Here is a 15,224-nt window from a genome sequence, read left to right as displayed (position 1 = left end):
TCGGTTCATCCTTTTTTTAGAAAGTCAACTTAACACCCGCGGCATAGATCCGGGAAACCGGAAACTGGCCTCCGTCAAAACCCCATCCGCCCACTTCAGGGTCCATACCGGAATATTTGGTAATGGTGAGCAGGTTGTCGCTGCTGATATATACACGCAGTTTCATATTGCGATACAGCTTGTTGAAATTATAGCCCAGCACCACACTCTTCAGGCGCAGGTAATTTCCATTTTCCAGGTACCAGTCGGAGGGTGTCTGAAAATTGTTATTCGGATCGTTGGCCGAGATGCGTGGGATTGTTCCTCCTGTATTGGAGGGCGACCAGGCTTCCAGTATCTTATCCCAGCGGTTATAGCCCTGTTCAGATGCATTTAGGGTGGATTCTTTAAATATATGGAACAGCTTTACGCCGCCTACCCCCTGCCAGAACATGCTAAAATCAAAATTCTTCCAGGAGGCATTTGCGGTAAAACCATAAGTGATCTTCGGAAACGCATTCCCCATATAGATCCGGTCATCATCATTCAGTTTGCCATCGCCATTCTGGTCTATAAATTTGAGATCTCCGGCCCTGGCATTTTCCTGGACCCGTTTTCCATCCGGCCCTACATATGCAGCGGCTTCTTCATCTGTTTGAAAAACACCGCCTGTTTCATACAGCCAGAAGGACCGGTAGGGCTGCCCCACAACCGAACGGTAAGGCTTAATGGTTCCCCTCCATGTATCACCGTCGTTCCAGGCCGACCCGGGATTTTCATCAATATAAGCCACCCGGTTCTTCAGTGTTGCAAAGTTTCCGTTCACATCATAGGCCAGTTCTCCGATCTTCCCCCTCCAGGCAGCGCTGAACTCAAAACCGGTATTCCTGATCCTCCCCTGGTTGATCAGGGGCGCACCAAAGCCCATGGCCACCGGCCAGTTATTGCTTTGTGTCGTGATCAGGTCAATGGTCAGCTTATCAAAATAATCTGCTGTAATGTTCAGCCGCTCGTCCAGGAGGCTGATGTCGATACCCAGATCCTTTTGCTCAGAGGTCTCCCAGTTCAGGTCGGGGTTGTGCAAACTGGCAAGGTAATATACAAAGCTTTCAGGCGCACCGTTACCGAGCTGGTTCGAATTTCCTCTCGTAAGCGTGGGATATCCATAGTACAATCCAACCGAGTTAATGTTTCCGATGCGCCCCCAGCTGGCCCGGAACTTAAGCAGGTTTATAGCCCGCACATTAAAAAAGGACTCCGAGCTCAGCTTCCAGGCAGCGGTTACACCGGGAAAATATTTTGACCGGTTCTGTGCCGGCAACCGGCCAGCGATATCATTCCTTAAGCTTGCCGTCATAAAATACCGGTCGGACCAGCTATAGGAAAAGCGGCCTACATACGACTGATTGCGGTCTTTCCAATCCCAGTCCTGAGGTTTGATATCGGTAAAATTTTCTGCAAACGCAAGAAACTGCGCCCAGGTAGCTTCATCATCAAAGGTCTTTGCCGACGCACTAAATCCTTTTGCCCCGTTCTGCTGTGCCGTAGTGGAAAGCATCAGACCCACACTGTGCCCGTTGAACACCCGGGCATAGTTCAGCGTATTTTCCCAGATCCAGTTATTCCTTTTATCGGTAGAATAATCCAGCTGGTTCGAATTGTTGGGCTTGCCCGGCTCTGTACGCCGGGGTACAAAATTTTTATAGAAGGTTTGTCCCTGGCGATAGGAAAAACGGGTAATAAATGAAAGCCCCCTCGTAACAAGGTTATTGACCGTTAATTCAGAAACCGACTGAATGTCCAGTCCTTTACTATCTGGCTTATTCCGCAGCAAGGTAGCCACGGGGTTTACCACATCCCCGTGGATACCGAGGTAGTCCGATTCACGCGGTCCCACGCCGCCAAAGCTACCATCCGGATAGTAAACCGTGGCCGAGCGCGGCATGTAGATCGCCGAAAGGATGGTACCATCGTAACCGCTGAACGTGCCGGTACCCCTGCTGTCGCTGTTATTGTAAAACAGTTCCTGCCGGAATTTTATATTGGATGCCAGCTGGTATGCCGCATTAAACCGCAGCGACATATTTTTTGCATAGGTATTCACCAATGTGCCCTGATTTTCCTCATAACGTCCCTGAAAAAGCGTGCTGAATTTTTCGGACCCGGCATTGACCGTTACTGTATGCCGCTGGATCAGGCCGGTACGGAAAATGGACCCGATCCAGTCTGTACGCGTTTCCTGCGCATAGGGGTTTTTGGCAGCATCCCATCCGTCCAGCGGCTGCGATCCGGCGTTGGCAGCTGCCTGGTTGGCCACCCAGGCTTCTTTGTCTGCCGTAAGTGACTGGGGCAAGCGCCAGGCATTTTTTGCCCCAACAAAACCGGCATACTCCACGGCAGGCGCACCGCTCCTGGCTTGCCGGGTCGTGATCAGGATCACTCCTGCTGCGCCCGAAAAGGCCCCGTAAATGGCTGCTGATGCAGCATCCTTTAGGATCGTGATCGATTCTACATCCGCAGGATTGTATGGTGCATTGGGTACCCCGTCGACCACGTACAACGGGCTTTCCCCATTCCGGTTGCCCACACCCCGGATCACCACCTGGGCACCATGATCCGGGTGTCCGCCATCATTCACAACCGTGATGCCGGCCACCTTTCCCTGCATGATGTTTTCTACGCTCAGCACCGGCCTGCTCTTTGCCTGCTCCAGGTCCGGAACAGTTGCCACTGCCGCCGAAAGATCCTTTTTGCGCATCGAGCCATAACCGATGACCACCACCTTATCCAAAGCGCTGCCGGCGGGCCGTAGTTCCACGCTTATGGAAATGCGGCTGTTCTCCTTTACCTCATAGCCCTCCAGGGTATCGGACTGATAGCCCACATAACTTACAATAAACCGGTAATCGGCACCCAATGGGATATTCGTAAACTGGAAGATCCCACTTTGGTTCGTTGTAGCTGTCAATCCCAGCCGGTTGGTTCCGGCATCCGTTGTTTTCTGAAGAAACACGGAGGCGCCGGCCAGCAGCTCTCCGTTTTCATTTTTTACCACCCCCGTTGCCGAGTTGGTACTATTGCCCTGCCCAAACGAAATGTAAGGGGCACAGACAAGCCATAGCAGTACAATACGTAATTGCTTCATAAGAGATTTTGATTTAGTTTTTCGTTAAAAATCGGAACTTCTTCCGGATATAAACAGTGCTTATTTACTTTGAGACAGGACTGCTGGCTTCGTCACCGGCACGGATCAGAAACCCCGCTTTTATTTTCTCTATTTTTAGATGATTTAATAATGCAAGTGTGTTCAGAAACTGCCCGATTGTTTCTGAAGAAGGCCGGTAGGTACCGGTAAAGCGCATTTCTTTTACTGCGGTTTCATCAAATACTACCTTTATACGATACGTCTGCGCGATCTTCCTGAATACAGCAGCCATCGGCTCATCATTAAATTCGAGAACGGTTGTAACCGGTCCCTCCGTTTGCTCTGGGTCTGCCTTCGCCGTTAGAGGCCTGTTCCCAAACCGGTGTACCCTGTTGGAGAAATCTACATTATTGAACAACAGCTCCTGACCGGGTACCAGGAATACCGCGCCCACTTTTTTCGCCACATGCGGTTCTCTTTTCACAACGACTTTGCCCTCTAAAAGGCGCACGCTTGTAAGCAGGGAATCTTTATCCGCCACGCTAAATATCGTTCCCAGGGCTGTGATATTGATATTCCGGGTATGCACGCAAAAAGGCCGGGACCGGTCTTTGGCAACCGAAAAGGAAGCAGTGCCGGTCAATGTCACATCCCGCCGGAACCCGAAAACCGAGTCAAAGCGAAGCACGCTGCCCGGCGCCAGCGCCACCTGCGACCCGTCGGGAAGCCTCACATTCTTTACAATAAAAGAGGGGTTCGTTACCTGCACACAGGCGATCGCTACCGGCTCCCTTACCGGAAAGGTTGTTTTCCGCTGCATCTGAAAATAAGCCAGACCTGCCAGTAGGACCAGCGCCGCAGCAGCCGCGCTCCGCCGCAGGTACCGGCCCCGCGCGCGCATTCTTCGCAGCAAATACCGGCGCATACGCTCCGAAGCGGCAGCCGGCAGGGCACCCTCGGCACGAAACCGTTCCCAGCTTTGCTCCGTCATGTACGGCGCAAGCAATTCCGGATGCTTTACCAGCCAGGTCCTTATTTCGAACTCCTGCTCTTTTGAACAGTTCCCTTCAAAAAACCGTTGCAATATTTCCGGGGAGATCTCCATATACCTTTGTTCGTACAAACAAAAAAAATCCCTTACAGCCGCAACAACTTTTTTTAAAAAAACAACGATAACGTTTTCTTTAGCCGGCGTACGGCCCTGGTGACATGGGTTTCCACAGTTTTGGCAGAAATGGAAAGGAGGGCAGCGGTCTCTTTATGGGAAAGGTCGTTGATACGGGTCTGGGTCAGCACCTGCTGTTGCATTACCGGCATGTCGTGGATGGTTTCCATTACCCGTTTCAGATCATCTTTCATTTCGATGGCGGTGATCACAGAGGTTTGCTCGGTAAGCGCTTCGGGGTGTGGAAGCTGTACTACTTCACGGATCTTGTTCTTGCGCAACAGATCAATAAGGGTGCTCTTCGCTACGCGGAATAATTGGGTAGATAGATTGTACTCCAAGGATAATTTTTTCCGTTGCTCCCATATTTTAATAAAACTCAATTGCACGGTCTCTTCGGCCAGCCATTCTGATCGGGTATGCATATAGATATACTGGTACAGGCGCGCATGAAACAAGTCGTAAAACTCATGAAAAGCTCCCTGGTCGCCCTCCCTTATTTTTTGAAGCATTGCAAGCATACCCGCTGGTAGTAGACTTTAAAATTACCGTAAAATAAAAAACAATTACAACAAAGCCGCGGGGCTTTGCCATTCACAAACAACACATCTGTCTCCGGGCAGCCTTCTTTCTGTATAAAATGCGGCTCCGGAAATTTTGTGAAAGATAGCAATTTTGCAAACATCGGGCTTTATGCCGTTGCAGATCCCCGTGAAAGATAACAATCTGGTAATTTAAACGGGCAGTCAGTAACCGCGGTTTTGGTGCCGGTGCCTGTTTGCACACGCCTTTCCCGGCACAAAAAAATAATGCATTCTTTCTCCGGCAACGGCAGGAGATTAGCGACAAAATCCTACCTTAGGCCAAAACCCTGCTGAAATTAAATTTTATGCACATGAAGAATTATTTACTGGCGATCCTTGTCACCGGCGCCTTCTTTTACAAAACAGAGGCCCAGCAACTCAAAGTAGCTACCTTCAATATAAGAATGGAAACCAGCGCAGACCAGGGAAATCTCTGGAAAGACCGGGCCACACCGGCTGCAGCGCTCATCCGCTACCACGATTTTGATGTATTTGGTACTCAGGAAGGTTTTAAAAATCAGCTGGATGATCTCAGCGGGCGTCTGCCTGCATATGCGCGCTATGGAAAGGGCCGGGATGATGGTGGCGACAAAGGCGAGCACTCCGCAATTTTTTATAAAAAAGACCGCTTCACATTACTCCGGTCAGGCGACTTCTGGTTGTCCGAAACACCCGGCAAACCGGGCAAAGGATGGGATGCAAAATGCTGTAACCGGATCTGCTCCTGGGTTCAGCTGAAAGACAGGCATACCGGGAAAAAATTCTATTTCTTCAGCGTGCATTTTGATCATGAAGGGAAGGTCGCCAGGGTAGAAAGCGCCAAACTGATGCTGAAAATGATCCGGGATATCGCCAAAAAAGAAAATACGGTCCTGGTGGGCGACTTCAATGGCGACCGGAACTCTGAATGGTACCGGGTGCTTGCAAACTCATCCCTTCTGAGAGATGCCTACCGGGATGTTAAAGAACCATACGAAAACAACGGCTCCTTTAACGCGTTCGGAAAAGCACTGGACCGCAGTACGGTCATCGATCATATTTTTATCACCCAAAACGGGAAGGCCTTAAAATGGGGCATCTTAACGGATACCTACAGGGGCAAATTCCCTTCTGACCACTTCCCCGTGGAAGCGATCATCCGCTTCTGATCATTTTATTACCAGGAAGCAATTGCCGGCTGCAGTCGGACAATGCTGCCTGCCGCAGCCTTCGGACCATAGTACTGAGCAGTTTTATAATATCAAAAAATACCCCAAATGGGGTATTTCTAACATATTAATAAAAAATATCTTTGAATCTCAAAATTTAACTCGCTTAGCTATGAGTGATCCTGCTGATAATAACAGAACCGCTTCTGTGCGCTACCGTGTTTTAGAGAAAAAAAACGGATCGGGGGCGTTGTCTGAAGTTATTAAATCAGAGGTAGAGCTAACCGACAACGAAAATATAACGGGGATCACGATGGAGATCATCCGGCAAAACAATCCTTCCAGGAAAAAGAAGATCACTTTGTCGATAAAACTGGACCGCGAAGAAGTGTTGGAATATGTAAAGACGATCGATTTCTATTTAAAGAACAAAACAATGCTCTCAAAATACAAGAAGAGCATCGGGCAACTGAGTGCCCGCGAAAAAGAGATCTGCCTGTTGCTTACAAAAGGGCATTCCAGCGCCGAGATTGGCGAACTGCTGTTTATTTCTACCGATACGGTAAGGACGCACAGAAAAAACATTTTCCGGAAACTGGAATGCAACAGTGTAAAAGAGCTCATTTTTTACTCCATGCTGTTGTGATCCGGATATAGCACTGCCGCGTGCAAACGATTGCCCTGCAGCCATACCGGCCGGAAAGGATCTCCCTTCATTAAAAATACCCCCATTGGGGTATTGCAGGGGTAGGGAAAGTAGTTGATATTTGTATCCTGAATCTGCAACCAGAAAAGAGTTTATTAGGATGTATGCAGCCTGAATCTGCTTATGACAGTTCCAAAAACAAAGACGGTCATATCAGTTTGGTGTACGGTAGAATAACGCGCAGAACAGGTAATGCCTGTTAAATGACGCATACCAGGTAAGTTATTGGAGGTATCTGCGGTGTGCGTTCTTTGCCCGGTGCACATTGTAAAAAAAAAGAGAGAGCGCATATTTAAGTCATTGTGCTATATGCACGCAATAAAAAAGGATCGAGGTTTACATTGAAAGCAAAAAAACGCCCATCTTAACTTTTGTATAAGTGGTGTTTATTTTGAAGGCTGTCCTATTCTTAGGGCAGCTCTTTCTTTTTAGGCATATTGAACAGCGGGAACACCGCCAATGCAACGGGCAAAAATGAATGCCCCAGGCCGGCGGGCGTATTCCGGCGGTGGGTCTTCTTGCCGGTTTTGCTGTATATTTGAATTCTTTAAACAGCATACAGGCACATGAAATACTTACCCCTTGATCCGGCCATTTTTATCAGGAACCGGAAACGCTTTATAGATAAGACCGAGCGCAATTCCATTGCAATATTCTTAGCAAATGATGAAGTTCCGGAAAACGGCGATGCACTTTACCGCTATAAGCCCAACAGCAGCCTGTTCTGGCTGTCGGGCGTACAGCAGGAAGACAGTATGGTAATTTTATACCCCGATAACCCGGATCCGAAATACCGTGAAGTACTGGTACTGGTGCGTCCAAACGAATTGAAGGAAAAATGGGATGGCAAGCGGCTGCGGGCCAATGAAGCCAGCGCTACCAGCGGCATCAAAACCATCGTTTGGCAGGATGCCCTTCCTGCCCTCCTCACCTCCTGGATCCACACAGCAGATACCATTTACCTGGATACCAATGAAAATGACCGGAAAAGTTCCTGGATCGAAACCCGGCAATACCGTTATATAAAGGAGTTGAAGGAAAAATATCCGCTGCACCAGTACAAACGCGCCGCCCCGCTCATGAAAGAGCTGCGGGCCATTAAAACACCGGAAGAGGTGGAAGTGATCAAAAAAGCCATCGGGATCACCGAAAAAACATTCCGCCGGCTGCTGCAGTTCATCAGGCCCGGCGTGTGGGAATTTGAAATAGAAGCAGAGATTCTCCATTCCTTTTTAAGCAACAGGGCTACACGGGAAGGCTATGGCAGCATCATCGCCAGTGGCGACCGCGCCCGCACACTGCATTATGTAAGCAATAACCAGCAGTGCCTCGACGGCGAGCTGATCCTGATGGATTTTGGCGCCGAATACGGAGGGTACAATGCAGATCTTACAAGAACCATCCCCGTGAGCGGGAAATTTAGCAAACGCCAGAAAGAAGTGTACAACAGCTGTCTGCGGCTGCACCGTTATGCAGCATCCATACTGAAACCGGGTATCACCATTGTAAGCTACCACGACAAAGTAGGGACCGAAGCAACAAAGGAATTCATCAAGCTGGGATTGCTTACCCGGGCAGACATTAAAAACGAAGACCCGGAAAACAGGGCTTACCGTAAATATCTTTACCATGGCATCAGCCATCACCTGGGCATCGACGTGCACGACCTCGGGCCGTTCCGCACTCCTTTAAAAGCCGGTATGGTGCTCACCATTGAGCCCGGAATTTACATAGAGGAAGAACAGATGGGCATCCGGATCGAAAACAATTTCCTGCTGACCCGCAATGGCAATATTGACCTGATGAAGACCATGCCCATCGAAGCCGAAGATATTGAAGCGCTGATGAACAGCTGATCAGGCCGGTTGGAATAGCGTATCAACGGATAACAGAGCAGGTCATCATGAATGCTTGCCGGCACTAGTGATGATCCGCATTTTTGTTAATCCCCAGAAATCCCTGAAAACAGGCCTCCTGCTGCCGTCCGCCGGGCCCGGGAAGATGCCGAGGGTCCATTGTCCGGATACCGGGCATATTCAGCCCATTATGAGATCCGGGAAAAAAGGGATTCCCCATATATATTTCATCCTGTTCCTGATACACATTTAAATACACGCTCATTTTAGCAGGAAGAGCGTCCGGCGCCGTTGTGGCTTGTCATTTTTTTGTCACCAAATTAACTGTGATGCGTTAACTTTGCATGCAATTTATTCACCTTCTATAAGAAAATATGAACTGGTCTCAATTTTTTACTTCCTCTGTTGGTAAGAAAATTACCATGGCGTTGTCGGGAATCTTTTTAATCCTTTTCTTAATTGTTCATGCCGGGTTAAACGCCTGTATCTGGGCAAATGACGGTGGAGTTATGTTTAACAAAGCGGCGCATTTTATGGGCTCCATGGTGGTGCCCCGCGTGCTGGAAATCGGTCTGTTCTTATTCTTTCTTCTTCATATCATCCAGGGCATTGTGCTGGAGCTGCAAAACCGCAGCAAAAGAGGGGTGGGCTATGCGGTAAAGATGGGCAACCGGGGCAGCACCTGGAACAGCCGTGCAATGGGCATCCTGGGTGCATTGATCCTGATCTTTCTGGTGATCCACATCAGCGATTTCTGGATCCCCAGCCGTTTTGGCGGGCTGCAGCCCATGTTCATTGACAATGCCAGCGGGCAGATCGTACCGGAAGGCACCCCCGGGGCTAAGGAATACCACGATTTATACGGGGAAATGAAATACCAGTTTACAGAATATCCCTGGATCATCATCATTTACGAACTGGGGGTCATCGCACTTTTCTGGCACCTGGTCCACGGCTTCCAAAGCTCTTTCCGCACACTGGGCCTTACCAATCACAAATACATCGGGCTGATCAAAGGTACCGGGGTCGTATATTCAGTGATCATCTGCCTGGCATTTATGCTGATGCCGTTAAGCTTTTATTTAGGGTGGATCCAATAACTCCGCGCACCGACACATCCGATCGTTGAAATCTCAAATCAGAAATCTCAAATCTCAAATCAGTTATGCTTGATTCAAAAATACCAGCCGGAAAATTAGAAGAAAAATGGACCGATTACAAAGGCCATTGCAAGTTGGTAAACCCGGCCAATAAACGGAAATTAGAAGTGATTGTTGTGGGAACCGGGCTTGCGGGCGCCTCCGCCGCTGCATCATTGGGTGAGCAGGGATACCAGGTAAAAGCCTTCTGTTTTCAGGATTCTCCGCGCCGGGCGCATTCCATCGCAGCGCAGGGAGGGATCAATGCAGCAAAAAACTACCAGAACGACGGTGACTCTGTCTTTCGTCTTTTTTATGATACCATCAAAGGGGGCGACTACCGCTCACGGGAGTCCAATGTGCACCGCCTGGCAGAAGTAAGCGTAAACATTATTGACCAGTGCGTGGCACAGGGAGTGCCTTTTGCACGGGAATACGGTGGCCTTCTGAACAACCGTTCCTTTGGCGGAGTGCAGGTAAAACGGACCTTCTACGCCGCGGGGCAAACCGGCCAGCAGCTGCTGATCGGCGCCTACCAGGCCCTGGAGCGCCAGGTGGCCCTTGGCAATGTAAAAATGTACAACCGCCACGAAATGCAGGACGTAGTGGTGATCGATGGCAAGGCTCGCGGTATCATTACCCGTAACCTGATCAACGGCCAGCTGGAGCGTTTCTTCGGTCATGCCGTGGTACTGGCAACCGGCGGCTACGGAAATGTGTTTTACCTTTCTACCAACGCCATGGGCAGCAATGTTACCGCAGCGTGGAGGGCGCACAAAAAAGGAGCGCATTTTGCCAACCCCTGCTTTACACAGATACACCCCACCTGCATTCCGGTTTCCGGCGACCACCAGAGCAAGCTGACGCTGATGTCGGAATCCCTGCGGAACGACGGGCGGATCTGGGTACCCAAAAAACAAAATGATACCCGCAAAGCCAACGAAATACCGGAAGAAGAAAGGGACTATTATCTCGAAAGAAGATACCCGGCCTTTGGGAACCTGGTACCCCGCGACGTGGCCTCTCGTGCTGCAAAAGAACGCTGCGATGCCGGCTATGGGGTAGGTACCACCAAACAGGCGGTTTATCTTGATTTTAAATACAACCTGATCAATAAATACGGAAAGGCGGAAGCCAACAAACAGGGCATTCAGAACCCGGATATGGAAACACTGATCCGCCTGGGTAAAGAAGTGGTAAAAGAAGAGTATGGCAACCTGTTTGATATGTACGAGAAGATCACCGGGGAAAACCCATACGAGGTTCCCATGCGCATCTACCCTGCGGTACACTATACCATGGGCGGGCTTTGGGTGGATTATGACCTGATGACCTCGGTGCAGGGGCTCTTCTGCCTGGGCGAAGCCAACTACAGTGATCATGGGGCCAACCGTTTGGGCGCTTCGGCACTGATGCAGGGCCTGGCAGACGGCTATTTTGTGATCCCCTATACAATGGGTAACTACCTTGCAGGTGAGATCGGCGTAAAACCCATTCCCACCACGGACCGCGCCTTTGTTGAAGTGGAAACCAAAGCAAATGAACGCATCAACCGGCTCATGAACATCCAGGGTACACAAACCGTTGAAAGCTTTCACAAACGGCTGGGTAAGATCATGTGGGAAAAATGCGGTATGGCCCGTAATGAGCAAGGGCTTAAAGAGGCCATTGAAGAAATAAAGGACCTTCGGGCCGACTTCTGGAAGAACGTACGGATTCCCGGCAGTATTTATGAAATGAACCCGGAGCTGGACAAAGCCAGCCGCGTAGCCGATTTCCTGGAGCTGGGTGAGCTGATGTGCAGGGATGCCCTGGAGCGCAACGAAAGCTGCGGCGGCCATTTCCGGGAAGAAAGCCAGACGCCGGACGGAGAGGCCCTGCGTAATGACGACCAGTATATGTATGTTTCTGCATGGAAGCTCAACGGCGAAAACTCCTGGGAACTGGAAAAAGAACCGCTGAATTACGAGTTGATCAAACCGACCCAGCGGAACTATAAATAATGTGGAAATGTGAGATTATGAGAATGTGAGAATTAGGGGAATGAGTACATTTGAAGTATTATTCACCTATAAATTTCACATTATGGAAACGAAAAACATCGTTGTAGAAAAATCGTTAACCTTTGGTGTAGAAGTAGTAAAGTTTTCGGAGTTATTGGAAGGAACGAAAAAATATGTAGTGGCGAAACAAATATTGCGTTGTGGTACATCAATTGGAGCAAATATTTTTGAAGCACAACATGCAGAGAGCAGATCAGACTTTGTTCATAAATGAAAATAGCCGTAAAAGAGGCAAACGAAACATTGTACTGGCTGTTTATTTGTGAACGAAGTGAAAATTATCCCGTTAGTAGTTCTTTAAAAGAGATGTGCGAAGAACTGATACGGATTATATCAAAAATTATTATATCAAGTAAAGGCAGCATGAAAGAAAGATTAATATTAAGTTTAATCGCTCTCTCTACTGTATTTTTAACAATAAGAATGGTTTTGGCAGGAGTGTGATTGTATTTTCATATTTCCACACTTGTCACATTTACACATTATAGTTTGTTTATGGAGCATTATTCAATGAATTTGACCCTGAAGGTTTGGAAACAAAAGAACGCCGAATCCGGTGGAAAGTTTGAAACCTACAAAGTATCCAATATCTCGTCGGAAATGTCGTTCCTGGAGATGTTTGATGTATTGAACGAGCAACTGATCCGTGAAGGAAAAGAGCCGATCGCTTTTGACCATGACTGCCGTGAGGGCATCTGTGGTATGTGCTCCATGTACATCAATGGCCGCCCGCATGGCCCGTGGCACGGCACCACTACCTGCCAGCTGCATATGCGCGCCTTTAAGGACGGCGATACCATCGTAGTAGAGCCCTGGCGGGCAAAAGCCTTCCCGGTAGTAAAGGACCTGATCGTGGACCGCAGCGCTTTCGACCGCATCATCCAGGCAGGTGGCTATATTTCTGTAAATACAGGAAATGCCCAGGATGGTAATGCCATCCCCATTCCAAAAGAAAACGCGGATAAAGCATTTGCCGCTGCCGCCTGCATCGGCTGCGGTGCCTGTGTAGCAGCCTGCAAAAACTCTTCGGCCCTGCTATTCCTCTCCGCCAAAGTATCGCATCTTGCACTGTTGCCGCAGGGCGAGGCGGAAAAGAAGGACCGCGCACTGAATATGATCGCCCAGATGGACCGGGAAGGATTTGGTTCCTGTACCAATACCGGTGCCTGTGAAGCGGTTTGTCCAAAAGAGATCGAGATCACCAATATTGCCCGCCTCAACGGGGAATACCTGGGGGCAGGACTGGCCTCCGACACCAGAAAGCATTAACAGCCCGGCGCTCCGATATTTTAAGCCCCCGTTAACAGCCGGGGCTTTTTTTATGCCCTATTTTAGCTGCACACATCAAAACAAACCACAATGAATGCTGCAAAACGAAACCTGGGGCATCCCGTTTTCCTGCTATCGGTCCTGCTGCTGTTACTAAACGATTGGCTGTTGAAACCCTTATTCCACAATGATCTTACAGGAAAGCTTTCGGATCTTGCAGGGCTCTTTGCTTTTCCCTTTTTCCTGAGCGCATTTTTTCCGGCACATAAGAGAACCATTCAATTACCTTCAACCTGGTCTTTATTACCAGTTCCTTTGCGTTTATGGCCACATCGGTAATGCGTCCTGCGCTCAAAAAAATTGAGCACATTGACAAACAGTACGATTTTAGTATGTCTAAAGCCAGGCTGATCTCTTACTTTAATACCATACAGTTGAGTGAAATTAAGAACTATAACGGGTTGGTTGACTTTGATAGCGATAAGGGAATTTTTCACCTCCATAATTCAAAGGATACGGTCGCCTATCCCCTGGATTATCGTAAACTGGCGGGGGAGGATACTATTATTTATAAAACCTCTTATGCAGAAATACAGTTCTCAGGAGACTATGCCCGGTCATCATTAAAGCTGATCAGTCTCTATGCCGCATGGGGTAAAAAGAACTATACACAAAAAGCCGTAGAGCAGTTTGAAAAAAAAGTGATCCGGAAAATAAGGAAAATGCAGCGGTAATATCCTGTTTCCCCCGCTCAGATGAGCGGATTAGCAACCGGTGCCCGGTCACCTGTTTTCGGGCGACAGGATGACCCGGAAAGACCGGGTCTGCATCAAAGCCGTTTTATAGCATGTTGTCGTTCTGAACTTGTTTCAGTACCCTATTCATAACCCATCCAGCCTTCAATGCTACTGCAGGGTCTCCTGTTTTGCTCCTAAAGAAAAATACTAATAACGCATTCTTGGAAAGGACAATCTTTTTTGCACCACGATGATCCTTGTAACCACGATAATGGCAATAACAATAAATTTGCTGATATCCGTATTCACCTTAAAATGCAGCAGCAGCAGGTAAACTGCTCCGCCAAAAATGCAGACCGTGGCATAGATCTCCCTTCTGAAAATAAGCGGGATGGTATTTAAAAGAATATCCCGGGTGATGCCGCCAAAGCAACCGGTAATGGTACCCAGCGCAATGCAGATGCCCGGGTTCAATCCGAAGTTAATGCCCTTCTGCAGTCCTACTACCGTAAACAGGCCCAGCCCCAGGCTATCAAACAAAAAGAGCGTCACCTTCAGTTTCCGGATATAGGTCTTAAAGATAATAGCAGCAATAGAGGTAACCAGGATCACCAGGCATACCTGTACATCCCGCATCCAGGCTACGGGCGTATCGCCGATCAGCAGGTCACGGATGGTACCCCCTCCTACCGAGGTTACAAACGCAATGATCAGCACGCCAAACACATCCAGCTTCCGCTGCATTGCAGAAAAAGTTCCGGATATGGCAAATGCAATGGTTCCCAGTATTTCAATTATTTCAGAGGTATTGGAGAACATCCTGTAAAATTCTAAATTTCAAATTCTAAAACACAAGACTCAAATTTCGACCGGGCCTGAAAAATAATTTTCAGATTTGAGATTTCAAGACTGACAACAGAAATCAGAAAACTGATATCTGACTGCTAACCACTCACCAGTTATTCCCCTGCTCCTCGTTCATCCGTTCAGATACATCCTCCGGTTTTGTCTGCCGCCAGTCAGGGTCATACTTCACAAACCAAGACAACCATAAGCTACGGGAAAAGCGCATCAGCCAGGGCTGCAAACAGATCAGCGCCACCGAATTAAAAATGAGCCAGTAGATAAAGCGGTTATCGCTTGCGGAAAAACCAATGATCAGCCACCACAGGACGGCACTGATCACCGTAAGCATTACTGCTATAAAATAGCTGACATAACCCGTTCCGTAATAGAATCCCACTTCAATTTCCGTGGGCTGGCCGCATACCGGGCAATATTTGTTCATCTTCAGGATCTCTTTGATCCGTAAGGTAAAAGATTTTTCAAACAGCTTCCCTTCCCTGCACCGTGGGCAATAACAGCCCAACACCGTTGCCAGGTAGCCCCTGCTGTTCTTTTCCGGATTCATAACTGCCATTTAAGCCCCAAAG

Annotated in this window: 13 protein-coding genes and 1 pseudogene; 8 read left to right on the top strand and 6 right to left on the bottom strand. The window is 48.6% G+C overall.

All coding sequences use genetic code 11. The features are described from left to right. Positions 1 to 16: 16 nt before the first annotated feature. The 3 genes from B160_RS0112155 to B160_RS0112145 form a co-directional block, all read right to left on the bottom strand. Positions 17 to 3,124, bottom strand: a complete 3,108-nt coding sequence (locus B160_RS0112155; RefSeq protein ID WP_018628192.1) for a SusC/RagA family TonB-linked outer membrane protein — start codon at positions 3,122 to 3,124, stop codon at positions 17 to 19. Positions 3,125 to 3,188: 64 nt separating this feature from the next. Continuing rightward, positions 3,189 to 4,229 carry a FecR family protein gene (locus B160_RS0112150; RefSeq protein WP_018628191.1) on the bottom strand — a complete coding sequence of 347 codons (1,041 nt, stop codon included), beginning with the start codon at positions 4,227 to 4,229 and terminating at the stop codon, positions 3,189 to 3,191. Between the two features lie 53 nt (positions 4,230 to 4,282). Then, the gene (locus B160_RS0112145; protein ID WP_157558030.1) at positions 4,283 to 4,810 is read right to left on the bottom strand and encodes an RNA polymerase sigma factor; all 528 of its coding nucleotides are present in this window, start codon (positions 4,808 to 4,810) and stop codon (positions 4,283 to 4,285) included. Positions 4,811 to 5,184: 374 nt separating this feature from the next. Between B160_RS0112145 and B160_RS0112135 the strand changes: the two genes are divergently transcribed. The 7 genes and pseudogenes from B160_RS0112135 to B160_RS0112090 all read left to right on the top strand — a co-directional run bounded on the left by B160_RS0112135 (position 5,185) and on the right by B160_RS0112090 (position 13,054). Next, positions 5,185 to 6,021, top strand: coding sequence for an endonuclease/exonuclease/phosphatase family protein (locus B160_RS0112135; protein WP_018628188.1), 837 nt, complete (start codon positions 5,185 to 5,187; stop codon positions 6,019 to 6,021). A gap of 172 nt (positions 6,022 to 6,193) precedes the next feature. Continuing rightward, the gene (locus B160_RS30615) at positions 6,194 to 6,667 is read left to right on the top strand and encodes a helix-turn-helix transcriptional regulator (protein WP_018628187.1); all 474 of its coding nucleotides are present in this window, start codon (positions 6,194 to 6,196) and stop codon (positions 6,665 to 6,667) included. 626 nt (positions 6,668 to 7,293) lie between these two features. Beyond that, entirely contained in the window at positions 7,294 to 8,583 is a 1,290-nt protein-coding gene (locus B160_RS0112115) for an aminopeptidase P family protein (RefSeq protein ID WP_018628185.1), read from the top strand. 374 nt (positions 8,584 to 8,957) lie between these two features. Further along, positions 8,958 to 9,683: a succinate dehydrogenase cytochrome b subunit gene (locus B160_RS0112105; RefSeq protein WP_018628183.1), complete on the top strand. Its 726-nt coding sequence runs from the start codon at positions 8,958 to 8,960 to the stop codon at positions 9,681 to 9,683. Between the two features lie 65 nt (positions 9,684 to 9,748). Next, complete coding sequence (locus B160_RS0112100; protein WP_018628182.1) at positions 9,749 to 11,725, top strand: fumarate reductase/succinate dehydrogenase flavoprotein subunit; 1,977 nt, start codon at positions 9,749 to 9,751, stop codon at positions 11,723 to 11,725. 40 nt (positions 11,726 to 11,765) lie between these two features. Then, a pseudogene (locus B160_RS32240) lies at positions 11,766 to 12,229 on the top strand (four helix bundle protein). 51 nt (positions 12,230 to 12,280) lie between these two features. Beyond that, a complete protein-coding gene (locus tag B160_RS0112090) occupies positions 12,281 to 13,054 on the top strand; it encodes a succinate dehydrogenase/fumarate reductase iron-sulfur subunit (protein WP_018628180.1) in 774 nt (257 codons plus the stop codon). A gap of 193 nt (positions 13,055 to 13,247) precedes the next feature. On the opposite strand, the gene B160_RS31645 is transcribed toward B160_RS0112090, so the two are convergent. Continuing rightward, on the bottom strand, positions 13,248 to 13,424 hold the full coding sequence (locus tag B160_RS31645; RefSeq protein WP_018628179.1) for a hypothetical protein: 177 nt from the start codon (positions 13,422 to 13,424) through the stop codon (positions 13,248 to 13,250). 22 nt (positions 13,425 to 13,446) lie between these two features. Here B160_RS31645 and B160_RS0112080 point away from each other — a divergent pair, with 22 nt between their 5' ends. Then, positions 13,447 to 13,788: a hypothetical protein gene (locus tag B160_RS0112080; RefSeq protein WP_018628178.1), complete on the top strand. Its 342-nt coding sequence runs from the start codon at positions 13,447 to 13,449 to the stop codon at positions 13,786 to 13,788. 210 nt (positions 13,789 to 13,998) lie between these two features. On the opposite strand, the gene B160_RS0112075 is transcribed toward B160_RS0112080, so the two are convergent. After that, on the bottom strand, positions 13,999 to 14,610 hold the full coding sequence (locus B160_RS0112075; protein ID WP_018628177.1) for a trimeric intracellular cation channel family protein: 612 nt from the start codon (positions 14,608 to 14,610) through the stop codon (positions 13,999 to 14,001). A 133-nt stretch (positions 14,611 to 14,743) separates the two neighbouring features. Next, a complete protein-coding gene (locus tag B160_RS0112070) occupies positions 14,744 to 15,202 on the bottom strand; it encodes a DUF983 domain-containing protein (RefSeq protein ID WP_018628176.1) in 459 nt (152 codons plus the stop codon). Positions 15,203 to 15,224 lie beyond the last annotated feature (22 nt).

Origin of the sequence: Niabella aurantiaca DSM 17617, assembly GCF_000374125.1 — a bacterium.
In the GTDB taxonomy this organism is placed as follows: domain Bacteria; phylum Bacteroidota; class Bacteroidia; order Chitinophagales; family Chitinophagaceae; genus Niabella; species Niabella aurantiaca.
The sequence above is the reverse complement of the archived record's forward strand: the minus strand, read 5'-3'. Positions and strand labels throughout refer to the sequence as shown.